Genomic DNA, 14272 nt, shown 5'->3' with positions numbered 1-14272 from the left:
GGAGCGTCCACTCGCTCGGAGACCCACTCATGGCCCCGGAGTCACCCGGAACCGGCTCACGAGGAGACCGAACCTATCCCGGGCGACCGGCCTTTAACCTCTCCTTATGCGCCACCCGGGAACCTTCCACCCCATCGGGTGACCTACCCGCTCTTCGTCTTGCCCTCCGGACCGACGGCCTGGCGCTCCGGGACCTCGAACCGCAGGACGAGGTGGGTGTCATGGCGCGGATGGTGGGGGTCCGGATACCAGCCCTGGCGGGCGTAGAAGGACTGGGCGCGCGTGTTGTGCTCGTACACCTCGAGCCGTGCCGTACCGGCTCCGGCGCGCTGCCAGGCGCCGACGCACGCGGCGTGCAGCGTGCCGCCGACGCCGCGGCGCCACCTCGCCGGGGCGACATGGAACTGGGTGAGCGTCAGGACGCCCTCGACCGGGCGGTACGCGGCGATGCCCACGAGCCCGGTGTCGTCCACGGCGCAGAGGACCGCCGCCTCCGGGTCCTCCCCGGCGAGGGCCCGCGCCCACCCCGCGCGGCCACGGGCGCGCTCGGCCGGGCCGTCGTACTCGTCCTCCGGCAGATGGCCGCGGTAGTACGTGGCACGGGCCTCGGCGTGCAGAGCCGCGACGGCGTCGAGGTCGTCGGGCACCGCGGTCCTGATCACCGGGCCGCTCAGGGGCGGACTCATGGGGCTGGGCATGGAACTGGGCAGGGGGCTGGTCATAGGGCCGGAGACGCGCCGGGAGCGGCGGCGGTTCCCGGGCGCGTCCCCCCGGCCAGGCGCGTCCCCGGCCCGCTGGTTCCCCGGCCCGCTGGTTCCCGGCCCGCTGGTTCCCGGCCCGCTGGTTCCCGGCCCGCTGGTTCCCGGCCCGCCGGGGGCGCGCCGGGCGCCCCCGGCGCGGTGGAGTCTCAGCTGCCGTCCCGCGCGTCCGCGAGTCCCTCCGGCCGGAAGACGATCCCGTCGTAGGTGACCTCGCACCCCTCGCCCGTGGGCGACTGCGCCAGGAAACCGACGCGCGCCGCCGCGGCCTGCGCGGCCGTGCCCAGCGTGAACACCCGGACGAAGGTCCACCGCTCGCCGTCCGGGGAGGCGTGGAAGGCGAACGCCCGGCCGGTGCGGCTGATCCGCAGCCAGTGACTGTCGCCGTCCACCACGAAGGAGTTGGCGTCGTCGGAGTGGCCGCGGGTGACGACCGTACAGATCGTCGGGCGCTCCGGGGACAGCTCCAGGCAGAGCTTCGCCCAGTGCTGTGCGTCGGCCTCCAGGGTGAGCACCCCCGCGTCGAAGGCGGCGGCGAAGCCGACCGTGACGCGGGCGATCAGCTGGAAGTCGCCGTCCGGGGTGCCGAGCAGGCGGGGCGCGTCGGAGGAAGGCTCCAGGGACGCGCCCGCCGGTGGTACGAAGCGGTCCTGACGGGCGCCCGCCCGGCCGGTGAGCGCTCCGTCCGCGTAGCGCCACGCGCCGTCGGGGCCGTACGGCCGCAGCGGGAACGGCAGTCCGGGCAGGTCGATCGTCCGGTCACTCATGTGCTCGGCTCACAGTTCTCGGCTCTCCATGCTCGGCTCCCGGCGGTCGGTTCTCGGTGGTCAGTTCTCCGGACGGCCGTCCACCCGGCGCGGCAGGTCCAGGGGGTTGTCGTCGCGCAGCTCCGGCGGGAGCAGCGCGGCCGGGGTGGACTGGTACGAGACCGGGCGCAGCCAGCGCTCGACCGCCGTGGCGCCGACCGAGGTGGAGGTGGAGGTGGTCGCCGGGTAGGGGCCGCCGTGGTGCTGGGCGGGCGCGACGGCGACTCCGGTCGGCCAGCCGTTGACCAGCACGCGTCCGGCCAGCGGGGTCAGTTCCGCGAGCAGCCCCGCGGCGCCCGGCGCGCTCCCGTCGGCCTCCTCCTCGGCGAGCTGGAGGGTGGCGGTGAGGTTGCCGGGGAGCCGCGAGAGTACCGAGGTGATCTCGTCCCGCGAGGTGTACCGCGCGACGACGGTCACCGGGCCGAAGCACTCCTCCAGCAGCAGATCGTGCGCTCCCCCGGCGGTCAGCAGCTCCGCGTCCACGGTCAGGAAGCCGGCGCTGACCGTGTGTTCGCCGCCGGCGCCGGGCGTGATCGGGGCGTCCACGCCGGGCAGCGCGGCCCGTTCGCGTACGCCCGCGACGAAGGCGTCCCGCATCCGGTGGTCGAGCAGCACGCCGGGCTCGGTCTCGCTGACGGCCGCCGTCAGGGACTTCACCAGCCGGTCGCCCTGCTCACCGGCCGGGGCCAGGACGAATCCGGGCTTGGTGCAGAACTGCCCCTCCCCCAGCGTCATCGAGCCGGCCAGCCCCGCACCGATCTGCTCGGCGCGCTCGGCCGCGGCGGCCTCGGTGATCACGACGGGGTTGAGGGAGCCCAGTTCGCCGTGGAAGGGGATGGGCGTGGGCCGGGCGGCGGCGGCGTCGAAGAGCGCGCGTCCGCCGCGGACGGAACCGGTGAAGCCGGCCGCCGACACCAGCGGGTGCCGTACCAGCTCGACGCCCGCCTCGAAGCCGTGCACCAGACTCACCACGTCCTCGGGCAGCCCCACCGCCGCGGCGGCCCTGCGCAGCACGGAGACGCACAGCTCGGAGGTGGCGGGATGGTCCGGGTGCGCCTTGACGACCACGGGGCAGCCCGCCGCGAGCGCGCTCGCGGTGTCGCCGCCGGGCACGGAGAAGGCGAGCGGGAAGTTGCTCGCGGAGTAGACGGCGACGACGCCGAGCGGCACCTTCCAGCGGCGCAGATCGGGCCAGGGCGGTGTGCGGTCCGCGTCGGCGTGATCGATGCGGATGTCCAGGAAGGCCCCCTCGTCGACGACCTCCGCGAAGGCCCGCAACTGGGCGGTGGTCCGGGCGAGTTCGCCGGTGAGCCGGACGGGGCCGAGCGCGGTCTCCGCGTCCGCGGCCTCGATGATGTGCTCTCCCGCCTCGTCGAGCAGATCGGCCGCCGTACGGAGCAGAGCGGCGCGCACGGTGCGGTCGGCGAGCGCCGTCCGAGCGGCGTGCGCGCCGCGTACCGCGCGGTCGACCTCCTCCGCCGTCGCCTCGTGCGCGACCTGCTCGCGCTGCTTCCCTGTTCGGGGGTCGACACTCCAGACTGGTGCTGCTGCCACCGCGACTTTCCTTCCCGACGTACCGACGTACCAATGGACCCGACGTACCGACGTACCGATCGACCGAGTGAGCGACGTACGGACCGTTGCCACCTCCCGGAACTTGTTCGGTATTCTGAACAGAGTTCTAGATGGTGAATCCTTAAGGACTCTATTTCCGCGCGTTCCGTGTGGTCAAGAGTGGTCAGGAGAGCAAGTCCAGTGGGCGAGAAGGGGCGAGGAACGATGTCGACCGCGGAGACCGGTGGGGCACAGGTGAAGTCCGCTGTGCGGACGGTGGAACTGCTGGAGTACTTCGCCGGACGCCCCGGCATGCACTCGCTCGCCGCCGTCCAGGAAGCGGTCGGCTACCCCAAGTCCAGCCTCTACATGCTGCTGCGCACGCTCGTCGAGCTGGGCTGGGTGGAGACGGACGCGACGGGCACGCGGTACGGCATCGGCGTACGGGCGCTGCTGGTCGGCACCTCGTACATCGACGGTGACGAGGTCGTCGCCGCCGCCCGCCCCACGCTGGACCGGCTCTCCGACGACACCAGCGAGACCATCCACCTCGCGCGGCTCGACGGCACGAACGTCGTCTATCTCGCCACCCGCCAGTCCCAGCACTATCTGCGGCCGTTCACCCGGGTCGGCCGCCGGCTGCCCGCGCACTCCACCTCGCTCGGCAAGGCGCTGCTGGCCACCCATAGCGACGAGCAGGTGCGCACGATGCTGCCGGAGACCCTGCCCGCCCTGACCGAGCACACCATCACCGACCGCGAGAAGCTCATCGAGGAGCTGCACACCGTACGCGAGCAGGGCTACGCGGTGGACCGCGAGGAGAACACGCTCGGGCTGCGCTGCTTCGGTATCGCCATCCCCTACCGGACACCGGCGCGCGACGCGATCAGCTGCTCGGTGCCGGTGGCCCGGCTCACCCCCGGGCACGAGCAGATGATCAAGGACACGCTGTTCGACGCGCGCGACCGGCTCACGCTCGCCACCCGGCGGCTCTGACCGGCGGGGACCCGGCCGGCTCCCGGCCCCGCCCGCCCCGCCCGCGCCGGGGCATGAGGGATCGCGGATGAGGAATTCCTGAGAAGCGCGCGGGGCGGGAACGCCGTCCGCGCCGCCGCTCGTCCCTCATACGGGATGAACAAGACGATCAGACACACAGCGGTCATCTGTCTGCTGCTGGTGCTCGCGCTGCTGGTGCGGGCCACCTGGGTGCAGGCGTACGAGGCCAGGGCCCTCGCGGACGACAAGCACAACCGGCGGAACGTCATGGCGCGGTACGCGCAGCCGCTCGGTGACATCATCGTGGCCGGCTCGCCGGTCACGGGCTCCAGAAAGACGGCGAGCGGCGATCTGGCGTACGCGCGCACGTACACGGACGGCGCGCTCTACGCGCCTGTCACGGGCTACAGCTCACAGGCGTACGACTCCACCCAGCTGGAGGGCATCTACTCCGGCGTCCTGGACGGGACGGACAGCCGGCTGAAGAACCCGCTGGACGCGATCATGGGCGAGCGGACCGCGCCGGGCGATGTCCTGACGACGATCGACCCCGCCGTTCAGGAGGCCGGATACCGCGCGCTGGGCGGCAAGAAGGGCGCGGCCGTCGCGATCGACCCGGTGACCGGCCGGGTGCTCGCCGTGGTCAGCACCCCCTCGTACGACCCCACGGAGATCAGCGGCACCACGGACGGCGACGCCTGGAAGCGGCTCACGGAGGACGCGGAGAAGCCGATGGTCAACCGCGCCCTGCGGCAGCCGCTCCCGCCGGGCTCGACGTTCAAGCTGGTGGTCGCCGCGGCGGCGCTGGAGGACGGTCTGTACGGCTCGGTCGACGAACGGACCGACAGCCCCGATCCGTACACCCTGCCCACGACGACCACCGTCCTGCGCAACGAGAACACTGCGGCGCCGTGCGAGAACGCCACCATCCGCACCGCCCTCGCCTACTCCTGCAACACCGTCTTCGCGAAGATGGCCGACGATCTCGGCCAGGACAAGGTCCGGGCGATGGCGGAGAAGTTCGGCTTCGACGACGCCACGCGGGAGATGCCGGTGCGCGCCTCGGAGAGCGTGTATCCGTCCGGCATGGACCGGGCGCAGACGGCGCTGACGGGGATCGGCCAGTTCGATGTGACCGCGACACCGCTCCAGATGGCCATGGTCTCGGCGGCCCTCGCCCATGACGGGCTGCTCGCGGCGCCGCACATGGTGTCGAAGGTGGTGGACGCGAGCGGGGACACGATCCAGTCGTACCCGGACGGCGATACGCGGCGGATCGTCTCCTCGTCGACGGCCGAGCAGCTGCGCAGCGCGATGGTGACGGTCGTCGAGGACGGTACGGGGACAAACGCGCGGATCGACGGCGCGGAGGTGGGCGGCAAGACGGGCACGGCGCAGCACGGCGTGGACAACGTCAACACGCCGTACGCGTGGTTCACCTCGTACGCGAAGGACTCGTCCACCGGCAAGGAGGTGGCCGTGGCGGTCGTCGTGGAGGACTCGGGCGCGGCGCGTTCGGAGGTCAGCGGGAACGGTCTGGCCGCGCCGATCGCGCAGAAGATGATGACGGCGGCGCTGCAATGACCGGGTGACCGGGACCGGGTGACCGGGACCGCATGAACGGGGCCGGGTGACCGGGACGGGATCCGGGTGCCCCGGCCGTGCGCACCCTGTGGCACGGCCGGGGGGGAAACGGGATCGGACAGGATCGGCCGAGGAGCGCTGCGCGCCGACGACCGCTACGCGCTCCGGGAGGCCGCCTCCTCGGCCGTGAGCCGCGGCCGTCCCGCACCCGCCGCGCGCTTGGCGCTCGGCCCGGAGACCGCCGGGGCCGCGGGGTCGGCGGGACGCCGGGTGTGCCAGTCGGTCACCGCCTGATAGGCGGCCGCGACCTCCAGCAGCCGGTCCTCCTCGTACGGCGCGCCGCCGAGGATGACCCCGGACGGAAGCCCCGCGGTGAACCCGATGGGGAACGCGATCTCCGGCAGCCCGAGGATGTCGAACGGCACGGGTCCCGTCTGGAGCAGCACGTCGCAGCGGGACATGACGCCGTCGAGGACCTCGCGGAGCAGATGGTTCTTGGCCCGCTGCGCCGTGATCCACTCGTCGCCCGAGAGCATCAGCCCCTGGAGCCAGCTGAGCAGCGAGACGCCGAACAGGGCCGGGTCCTCGCGCAGCCAGTGCCGGAACGGCTCCGTCCGCTCGGACAGCCGCGCGTCGTTGAACACGCCGGTCAGCAGCGCCCAGTCGGCCGGATAGGCGATGTCGACCAGCGTCACGCCGGACAGGGCGTCGAGCCGGTCGAGGAACGCCCCGCGCACCGCCGTCTCGGTACCGAGGAAGCCGGCGGGCACCCCGATCCGGGTGGCCCTGCGCATCCGTACGGCGCCGCCCCGCGAGACCACGGGGGTCGCGGCCCGTACGAGATCGGGCAGGCCGGGCAGGCCGAGCGTGCGCGGGTCGTGCGCGTCGGGCCCCGCCATCACGGCGAGCATCAGCGCCGCGTCCATCGCGTCGCGCGCCAGCGGTCCCGGATGGTCCCGGGTGTACGACAGGGGGATCACGCCGTACGCGGAGATCCGGCCCATGGTGGGCTTCAGCCCGGTGAGGTTCTGCCGGTTGGAGGGCAGGACGATGGATCCGCCCGTCTGCGTACCGATGGAGGACGAGGCCATCCGGCCGGCGACCGCGCAGGCGGGGCCGGTGGAGGAACCGCCCGGGTCGGTGGCCGGGTTGTCCGGCGTCCACGCGTTGACGGTGGTGACCGTCCCGTTCGGGGTGGTCGCGCGGGTGGTGGCGAGCGGGCCCATCTGGCCCTTGCCCAGGACGATGCCGCCCGCGGCGGTGAGCCGCGCGACGGCGGTGGCGTCGTGGTCGGGGACGAGGTCCGCGAAGATGAGGGAGTTGCAGCGCGTCGGCACACCGCGCGTGAAGTAGTTGTCCTTGACGCAGAGCGGGATGCCGGTCAGCGCCCCGCGCCGCCCGCCGCTCCGGTCGGCCTCGCGCGCCGCGGCGAGCGCGGCCTCGCCGGTCACCTCGGCGTACGCCTGATAGGTGGAGTCGTAGGTCCCGATCCTGTCGAGATACGCCTCGACGAGGGTGGTGGACGTCAGCTTGCGGCGGCTCATCAGGACCGCGGCCTCGGCGAGGGTCGCCTCCGTGGGGTCGCGGCGCGCCGCGTCACGCACCTCGATGCCGGCCGCGTCGAGGTCGGGGACGTACGGCTTGGCGCTCTTGGCGCTCTTGACGTTCTTGGCGCTCTCGGCACTCGCCGGGGAGACGGCGGCGGCGGGCGGCGCGAGGGCGGTGCCGCTCACGACGGCGCCGGTCACGGCCGCGGAACCGGCCAGGAAGATCCGGCGGTTGACGGCGCGGCTCACCGTCCGTCCGCCTTTCCGGTCCAGGCCTCGGTGATCGACGGATAGAGCAGCGGCGGCGCGGCCTGCTGCGCGTACGCGGCGGCCGGCGCCCCGCTCACCGGCGGCGCCCAGCCCGCGATGGCCGCGGGAACCGTGGCGACGAAGGACCGCAGCGAACGCAGCGCCTGGTCACGGGTGGGCACGCCGGTCGCGGGGTCGGGCCGCGTGGGCAGCAGATCGAGATCGACGCCGGCCAGCGCCAGTCTGGTCCGTATGTAGGCGTCCAACTGCTCCTGTGTGGGTGGCTGAGGCTGGCTCAACAGAACCTCCGGATGTGCGGGCCGCGCGGGGGGGGTGCAGGCTGGACTTCATCAGCCGTCGATGACTGCCCCGTTGAGCACATGCTTCACGGGCGTTACAGAGAACGCTCAGCCCACACACACGCCCCGGTGCCGCCCCGGTGCCGTCCTGAGTCGCCCTGAGCCCGTCTAAGGCCCTTTCCCCGCCCGGGAGTAGGGCGATCGCCCGATGCGCGGGCCGGGTCCTCACAGGCCACTCTGACGCCCGTAGCAGGAGGCGTGCGGGAAGCGCGCGGGACGTGCACCGCGAGGCGGAAGGGGCCGGTGGGGCAATGGGGCGGGGCGGGGCAGGTCTCGGGAGCGTGCTGCGGGACCGTGACGCGGGGCTGTATCTGACGGGTGTCGTCGTGTCCGGATTCGGTACCTCCGCGATGTGGCCGGCGGCCGGGATCTGGACCAAGTCGCTGACGGGCTCGGACAGTCTGGCGGCGCTCACGGTCTTCGCGCTGTGGGCGCCCGCGCTGGCGGGACCCCTGCTGGGGACGGTCGCCGACCGGGTGCGCCGGCGGCCCCTGCTGATCGGCTGCAATCTCGCCATGGCGGCGCTGCTGCCGTTGCTGCTCGCCGTCGACTCGGCGGACCGAGTCTGGATCCTGTTCTGTGTGCTGTTCGTCCACGGCGCGAGCGGGGTCCTCCAGGACGCGGCGGAGTCGGCTCTGGTCGCCACGGCGATCGACCCCCGGCTGCTGGGCGACTTCAACGGGCTGCGGATGATGGCCAACGAGGGCATGAAGCTGCTGGCGCCGCTCGCGGGCGCCGCGCTCTGCGCCCGGTTCGGCGGCGGCTCCGTGGCGCTGCTCGACGCGGTGACCTTCGCCCTGGCCGCCGGGCTGTTCGCGGCGATGCGCGTACGGGAGGAGAAGCCGGGCCGGGCCCCCGCCGGCGGCCGGGCGGCGGGCCTGGCCGAGGGCGTCCGGGCGCTGCGCGACGCGCCGGCGGTACGGCCCCTCGTGCTGGCCGCGTCGGCGACGATGCTGCTCGCCGGGCTCAACGGCGCGGCCGTCTACGCGGTCGTCGACCGCGGGCTCGGCCACTCCCCCACGTACGTGGGGGTGTTGTACGCGGTGCAGGGCGCCGGGTCCGTACTGGCGGGGCTGTTGGCGGGCCCGCTGCTGCGGCGGCTGCCGGAGAGGGTGTTCGCCGCCGCCGGTATCGCGCTGTTCGCACTGGCCGTGGCGGCGCGGGCGCTGCCGTACGACGCGGTGGTGCTGGCGAGCGCCGCCGGGATCGGCGCCGGGCTGCCGTGTGTGCTGATCGCGGCGCTGACGGCGGTGCAGCGCGACATCCCGGCCCCGGTCCTGGGCCGGACGGCGGCCACCGCCCACACGCTGATGTACGTGCCCAACGCGCTGGCGCTGGCGCTCGGCGCGGGGCTGATCGCGCTGGCCGACCCGGCCGTGCTGCTGCCGCTGACCGGGGCGGCCGGGCTGCTCACCGCGGGGGTGCTGGCCGCCTCCGGTCACGCGCGGAAGAAGACCCCGCGGCCGTGGCCGCCCGGCTCAGCCACCGAGGTCTGACAGCGCCTTCCCGACGGCCGTCAGATCCGCGTCCGACGCCAGTCCCGCGTGGTACAGCCGCAGTTCGGTGGCCCCGAGCGCCTTCGCCCGCGCCGCGTCGTCGGCGAGAGCGGCCGGCCTGCCGCCCATGCCGGTGACGACCGTGAAGTTGGCGGCCAGGACGGACGCTTCGGTGGCGTGTCCGGCGAACGGGCTCAGCATCGTCTCCGCCGCGCCCCCGGTACAGGGCAGGACGACCCCGTCCGCGACCCCGAGGATGTGCGCCGGGTCCACCCCGGCGTTGGCGCCTACGTGGTACGACGCCGGATCGGCGTGCAGCAGCACCTGGAAACCGGGCCCCGCTTCCGCGCGTACGGCCGCGACGGCCCCCTCCTGGAGCGTACGGGCGACCGAGCCGCGCCACTCGGCGGTGACGGCGGCGAGGTCCGCGCCGAGGAGCTTCTCGACCGAGGACCAGCCCGACTCGGCGGAGCCGGTGGCCCAGACGGGCCCCAGCGCGCGCCGTACGGCGGCGGCCAGTTCACCGGGCGGAACCCCGAGGCCCGCGTATCCCTCCCGGCAGACGGCGCAGAAGCAGAGCGACATCAGGTACTGCGCCGCGTCGCCGAGGCCGACGCCGGCGATCTTGTCGTGGGCGTGCAGATGCGCGAGCCCGTACCAGCCGCAGGACTCCAGCTCGGTACCGCGCGCGCCGGGGCGTACGGCGGCCTCGGCCGCCAGCTCCACCAGATACGCGCCGACCGCGGGCCTGGCGATACAGGGCGCCCAGGGATAGCGGTCGCCGTAGGCGTTCACCACGGAGGTGCCGGGACGCTCGGCGCCGAGACGGGAGTTGTGCGCGAGGACCACCCAGCTGTGCACGTCGAGTCCGGCGTCGGCCAGGGCCGCCGCCGCCTCGCCGTACGCGTCGCCGGGGGCCCAGGACCCGGCGGTGTACGGGCGCAGTTCGTGGGGCGCCCAGCGGCCGTCGTCCGGCGGGTAGAGGACGGCGGCGTGTTCCGCGGTGACCACGCGATGGCGCGGATGGCGCGGGGTCAGCGCGCGCGTGGAGTGGTAGGCGGAGGCGAGGGTGACCTGCCGGACGCCGAGGTCCGCGATCCTGGCGGGGGCGTCGGGGTCGCCCAGCACGTCCCAGGGGTAGAGGAAGGCCGAGGTCTTCACGCGGCGCCGCCTTCCGTACCGGTCCCGGTGCCCGCGCCGTCCGGGCCCGCGCTTCCGCCCACGTGTCCGTCCGTCCCTCCGCTTCCGTCCTCGCCCGCGTCGCCGCTCCGCAGCACGGCCCGGCCGCGCTCGATGATCTCGGCCAGTTCCTTGATGTGCGCGGGCTGCGGCTCGCTCAGCGGCGGCCGTACCTCCCCGACCTCCAGTCCGCCCAGCCGGACGCCCGCCTTGACGAGCGAGACGGCGTATCCGCGTCCCTTGCCGCGCAGTTCGACCAGGGGGCGGTAGAAGCCGTCGAGCAGACGGTCGACGGTGGCGTCGTCGCCGGTGGACAGCGCCCGGTGGAAGGCGAGCGCGATCTCGGGGACGAAGCAGAAGACGGCGGAGGAGTAGAGGGTGACGCCGATGCCCCGGTAGGCGAGGCCGGTGAGTTCGGCGGTGGGCAGGCCGTTGAAGTAGAGGAAGTCGCGGTCCGGCTCCTCCGTGCGTACGGCGCTGATGATGCGCTGCATCAGTTCGAGGTCGCCGTATCCGTCCTTGAGGCCGACGATGCCGTCCACCCGGGCGAGTTCCACGACGGTCTCGGGGGTGAAGACGGCGTTGTCGCGCTGGTAGACGATCGTCTCCAGCGAGGTGGCGCCCGCCAGCGCGGTGTAGTGGCGCAGCAGGCCCTCCTGGTCGGCGACGACCAGATAGGGCGGCATCGCGAGCAGCCCGTCCGCGCCGGCCTCCTCGGCGATCCCCGCGTACTGGACGGCGAGCGCCGTGCCGTACCCCGCGCCCGCCACGACCGGGACGCGGCCCGCGGTCTCCTCGACGGCCACGGCCACGCAGGCGCGGAACTCCTCCGGCGTGAGGGCGTGGAACTCGCCGGTGCCGCAGCACGCGAAGACGGCGGCGGCTCCCCCGGCGACGCCTTCGCCGACATGCGCGCGGTACGCGTCGAGGTCGAGCGCGCCGTCGGGCCCGTACGGGGTGACGGGGAAGAACAGCGGCCCGGCCACGTGCGTCAGGCGGGCGGCGAGCGGGGCTGAGGTCACGGGCGCTCCCTGGGCCATGCGTCGAGCGGCGACCGCTCGTGCACAATTCTGATCGATGTCCATATCTCTGAACAACGCCACGCTAGGGCAGTCGCGGACCGCAGGTCAAGACGGAAAACCGCAACCCAGGGGCGGATTCCCGCACTCCGGACGAGACTTGACGGTACTCCGCCTCACTCCCTAGTTTGTCCACGCATGTGAATCCCATCCACGGGTCTGAGCCCCTCTATCCGTGTGCCCGGCCCGAGCCGCGAGGAGATCTCCCCCATGCCCGCACCCCGCACCGTCCTGCTCACCGGCGCCGCCGGCGGCCTCGGCACCCTGATGCGGGGCCTGCTGCCCGCGTACGGCTACGAGCTGCGGCTCTTCGACGTCAATCCCATCGAGGGCGAGCCCACCGCCATCACCGCCGATCTCACGGACAAGGACGCGCTGCGCGAGGCCGTCCGGGGCGTCGACGCGATCATCCATCTCGCGGGCATCTCGCTGGAGTCCACCTTCGACAAGATCCTGCGCGCGAACATCGAGGGTACGTACAACCTGTACGAGGCGGCCCGCGCCGAGGGCGTCGGACGCACGGTCTTCGCGTCCAGCAACCACGCGGTCGGCTTCACACCACGCCCGCGGGGGGACGACCCGCTGATCCCGGTCGACACCCCGCGCCGCCCCGACACGCTCTACGGCCTCTCCAAGTGCTTCGGCGAGGACCTGGCCCAGCTCTACTGGGACCTGCACGGCCTGGAGACCGTCTCCGTACGGATCGGCTCCTGCTTCCTGGAGCCCAGCACGGTCCGCATGCTCTCCGTCTGGCTGAGCCCCGGCGACTGCGCGCGGCTCTTCCACGCCGCCCTCACCGCCGAGGACGTCGGCCACAGTGTCGTCTACGGCTCCTCCGCCAACACCCGGCTGTGGTGGGACCTCACCAGCGCCCGAGCTCTGGGGTACGAGCCGCGGGACGACTCGGAGCAGTACGCCGACAAGCTCGTCGCGGAACAGGGCGAACTCGACCCGGACAACCGGGACCACGCCTTCCTCGGCGGTACGTTCGCCACCAACCCGCCGCGCTGGCCCCACTGAGGCCGCCCGGACCCGGCCGTCCGAGGGCCCGATCGGCCGAAGGTAAGGGAACGGCAAAGCGGGGTCGTTCGTTACGTCTGGCATGACAGCTATGACCCCCGGCTCGAACATCCCTCTTCCCACCGCCCATGTGGCGGTGGACGTCGCCGCTCCCGTGCGGCTCGACGTATCGGGCCTGCTGCTCACCGCCGACGGCAAGGTGCGCTCAGACGACGACTTCATCTTCTACAACCAGCCGACGGGCCCCGGCGTGAGCTACCGCTCCGGCGGGGGCACGGCGCCCGACGCGATCGTCGTCGACACCAGCGCCGTGCCCGCCGGCATCGAGAAGATCGTCGTCACGGCCAGCCCGGACGCGGCGGGGCAGAGCTTCCAGGGCATCGAGCCCACGGCCACGATCCGCGACGCGGGCAGCGGCGGTGCGCTCGCGACGTTCACACCGCCGCGGCTCGGCACCGAGACCGCCCTGGTGATCGTGGAGATCTATCTGCGCAACGGGGCGTGGAAGGTCCGCGCGGTCGGCCAGGGGTACGCCAACGGGCTGGCCGGGATCGCCACCGACTTCGGCGTCTCCGTGGAGGAGCCCGCCCCGGCCGCGGCCCCCGCCGCGGCCCCGGCGCCCGCCCGTACCCGTGCGGGAGCCGATCCGCGCATCCCCGCTCCGCCGGTCCCCGCCACCCCGCCGGCCGCTCCCCCGGCCCCCGCCGCCGCGCCCGGCAGCGGCAAGATCAACCTGGACAAGGGCAAGGTCAGCCTCCAGAAGAACCAGACGGTGTCGCTGGTCAAGGGCGGCCGTCCGCTGCTCACGCAGGTCAAGATGGGCCTCGGCTGGGAGCCGGCGTACCGCGGCAAGGACATCGACCTCGACGCGTCCGTGATCGCCTACGGCCCGAACCGCAACCATCTGGACAGCTGCTACTTCGGCAAGCTCTCCATCCTCAACGGAGCGATCAAGCACTCCGGCGACAACCTCACGGGCGAGGGCGCGGGCGACGACGAGGTGATCGTCGTCGATCTCGGCCGGATCCCCGACGAGGCGACCGGCCTGGTCTTCACGGTCAATTCCTTCACCGGCCAGAAGTTCACCGAGGTCGCCAAGGCGTACTGCCGGCTGATCGACGCGGCCACGAACGAGGAACTGGTGCGCTTCGACCTGACCACCGCCGAGCCGCAGACCGGGGTGCTGATGGCGAAACTGATCCGGCAGTTCTCCGGCGAGTGGGAGATGACCGGTCTGGGCGAGTTCGTCAAGTCCCGTACGGTCCGGGGCATGGTCAAGCCCGCCGCGAAGATCCTCTGACGGCGCTCCTGACCGCCCCCGGAGGGCGGCACGTGGCACGATGCCCCCGCACCGTCGCGGGTCCTGAGGGTCCGCGGCGGCCCGGGGGCACGGCCTCCAAGCTCCGGGGTCGGGGCTTCAGAGCTTGGTCAGCTTGGCGAAGGGGCTCAGGATCCTCCCCTGGCGCCCCGAGAAATCGATGAGCACGGCATGTTCGCCCTCGACTCCGATGACCCTTCCCAACCCGAACTGATCATGCGAGACACGGTCTCCCACATCGAACTGCTCGGGCGGGGCTGAGGCCGGGGCCTGGCGGTTGAAGGGACTGGACGGCAGGTGGCGCCGGGATCCGGCTGACTTTGTCAT

At 73.1% G+C, this 14272-nt stretch carries 13 protein-coding genes; 5 read left to right on the top strand and 8 right to left on the bottom strand.

The window, feature by feature from the left end:
* Positions 1–143: 143 nt before the first annotated feature.
* The 3 genes from ACIOGX_RS10405 to ACIOGX_RS10395 all read right to left on the bottom strand — a co-directional run bounded on the left by ACIOGX_RS10405 (position 144) and on the right by ACIOGX_RS10395 (position 3118).
* Positions 144–686, bottom strand: coding sequence for a GNAT family N-acetyltransferase (locus tag ACIOGX_RS10405; RefSeq protein ID WP_401911877.1), 543 nt, complete (start codon positions 684–686; stop codon positions 144–146).
* Positions 687–907: 221 nt separating this feature from the next.
* Complete coding sequence (locus tag ACIOGX_RS10400; protein ID WP_383971159.1) at positions 908–1525, bottom strand: DUF1349 domain-containing protein; 618 nt, start codon at positions 1523–1525, stop codon at positions 908–910.
* A gap of 60 nt (positions 1526–1585) precedes the next feature.
* A complete protein-coding gene (locus ACIOGX_RS10395; protein ID WP_356517233.1) occupies positions 1586–3118 on the bottom strand; it encodes an aldehyde dehydrogenase (NADP(+)) in 1533 nt (510 codons plus the stop codon).
* A 225-nt stretch (positions 3119–3343) separates the two neighbouring features.
* Here ACIOGX_RS10395 and ACIOGX_RS10390 point away from each other — a divergent pair, with 225 nt between their 5' ends.
* Entirely contained in the window at positions 3344–4114 is a 771-nt protein-coding gene (locus ACIOGX_RS10390) for an IclR family transcriptional regulator (protein ID WP_356517231.1), read from the top strand.
* 135 nt (positions 4115–4249) lie between these two features.
* Positions 4250–5698: a penicillin-binding transpeptidase domain-containing protein gene (locus tag ACIOGX_RS10385; RefSeq protein WP_401911873.1), complete on the top strand. Its 1449-nt coding sequence runs from the start codon at positions 4250–4252 to the stop codon at positions 5696–5698.
* Positions 5699–5853: 155 nt separating this feature from the next.
* On the opposite strand, the gene ACIOGX_RS10380 is transcribed toward ACIOGX_RS10385, so the two are convergent.
* Together ACIOGX_RS10380 and ACIOGX_RS10375 are read right to left on the bottom strand one after the other, a co-directional pair.
* Positions 5854–7494: an amidase gene (locus ACIOGX_RS10380; protein ID WP_401911870.1), complete on the bottom strand. Its 1641-nt coding sequence runs from the start codon at positions 7492–7494 to the stop codon at positions 5854–5856.
* Complete coding sequence (locus tag ACIOGX_RS10375; protein WP_401911868.1) at positions 7491–7793, bottom strand: hypothetical protein; 303 nt, start codon at positions 7791–7793, stop codon at positions 7491–7493. The genes ACIOGX_RS10380 and ACIOGX_RS10375 overlap by 4 nt, the downstream gene beginning before the upstream one ends.
* Positions 7794–8104: 311 nt before the next feature.
* Here ACIOGX_RS10375 and ACIOGX_RS10370 point away from each other — a divergent pair, with 311 nt between their 5' ends.
* Positions 8105–9349, top strand: coding sequence for an MFS transporter (locus ACIOGX_RS10370; protein ID WP_401911866.1), 1245 nt, complete (start codon positions 8105–8107; stop codon positions 9347–9349).
* Here ACIOGX_RS10370 and ACIOGX_RS10365 read toward each other — a convergent pair.
* Together ACIOGX_RS10365 and ACIOGX_RS10360 are read right to left on the bottom strand one after the other, a co-directional pair.
* A complete protein-coding gene (locus ACIOGX_RS10365; RefSeq protein ID WP_401911863.1) occupies positions 9332–10510 on the bottom strand; it encodes a hypothetical protein in 1179 nt (392 codons plus the stop codon). The genes ACIOGX_RS10370 and ACIOGX_RS10365 overlap by 18 nt on opposite strands.
* Positions 10507–11550 carry a 5-dehydro-4-deoxyglucarate dehydratase gene (locus ACIOGX_RS10360; protein ID WP_401911860.1) on the bottom strand — a complete coding sequence of 348 codons (1044 nt, stop codon included), beginning with the start codon at positions 11548–11550 and terminating at the stop codon, positions 10507–10509. Before ACIOGX_RS10360 ends, ACIOGX_RS10365 begins: the two co-directional genes overlap by 4 nt.
* A gap of 267 nt (positions 11551–11817) precedes the next feature.
* Here ACIOGX_RS10360 and ACIOGX_RS10355 point away from each other — a divergent pair, with 267 nt between their 5' ends.
* Both ACIOGX_RS10355 and ACIOGX_RS10350 read left to right on the top strand, forming a co-directional pair.
* Entirely contained in the window at positions 11818–12627 is an 810-nt protein-coding gene (locus ACIOGX_RS10355) for an NAD(P)-dependent oxidoreductase (protein ID WP_356517218.1), read from the top strand.
* Positions 12628–12718: 91 nt separating this feature from the next.
* A complete protein-coding gene (locus tag ACIOGX_RS10350) occupies positions 12719–13927 on the top strand; it encodes a TerD family protein (protein WP_401912069.1) in 1209 nt (402 codons plus the stop codon).
* Positions 13928–14044: 117 nt separating this feature from the next.
* On the opposite strand, the gene ACIOGX_RS10345 is transcribed toward ACIOGX_RS10350, so the two are convergent.
* A complete protein-coding gene (locus ACIOGX_RS10345) occupies positions 14045–14272 on the bottom strand; it encodes a hypothetical protein (RefSeq protein ID WP_129769642.1) in 228 nt (75 codons plus the stop codon).

The sequence above is a fragment of the Streptomyces sp. NPDC088147 genome (assembly GCF_044741565.1).
Lineage (GTDB): Bacteria > Actinomycetota > Actinomycetes > Streptomycetales > Streptomycetaceae > Streptomyces.
The sequence above is the reverse complement of the archived record's forward strand: the minus strand, read 5'-3'. Positions and strand labels throughout refer to the sequence as shown.

Coding starts and splice junctions, on each gene's coding strand:
- ACIOGX_RS10350 (WP_401912069.1), top strand. CDS start 12,719: ATGACCCCCGGCTCGAACATCCCTCTTCCCACCGCCCATGTGGCGGTG.
- ACIOGX_RS10355 (WP_356517218.1), top strand. CDS start 11,818: ATGCCCGCACCCCGCACCGTCCTGCTCACCGGCGCCGCCGGCGGCCTC.
- ACIOGX_RS10370 (WP_401911866.1), top strand. CDS start 8,105: ATGGGGCGGGGCGGGGCAGGTCTCGGGAGCGTGCTGCGGGACCGTGAC.
- ACIOGX_RS10405 (WP_401911877.1), bottom strand. CDS start 686: ATGAGTCCGCCCCTGAGCGGCCCGGTGATCAGGACCGCGGTGCCCGAC.
- ACIOGX_RS10385 (WP_401911873.1), top strand. CDS start 4,250: ATGAACAAGACGATCAGACACACAGCGGTCATCTGTCTGCTGCTGGTG.
- ACIOGX_RS10345 (WP_129769642.1), bottom strand. CDS start 14,272: ATGACAAAGTCAGCCGGATCCCGGCGCCACCTGCCGTCCAGTCCCTTC.
- ACIOGX_RS10400 (WP_383971159.1), bottom strand. CDS start 1,525: ATGAGTGACCGGACGATCGACCTGCCCGGACTGCCGTTCCCGCTGCGG.
- ACIOGX_RS10390 (WP_356517231.1), top strand. CDS start 3,344: ATGTCGACCGCGGAGACCGGTGGGGCACAGGTGAAGTCCGCTGTGCGG.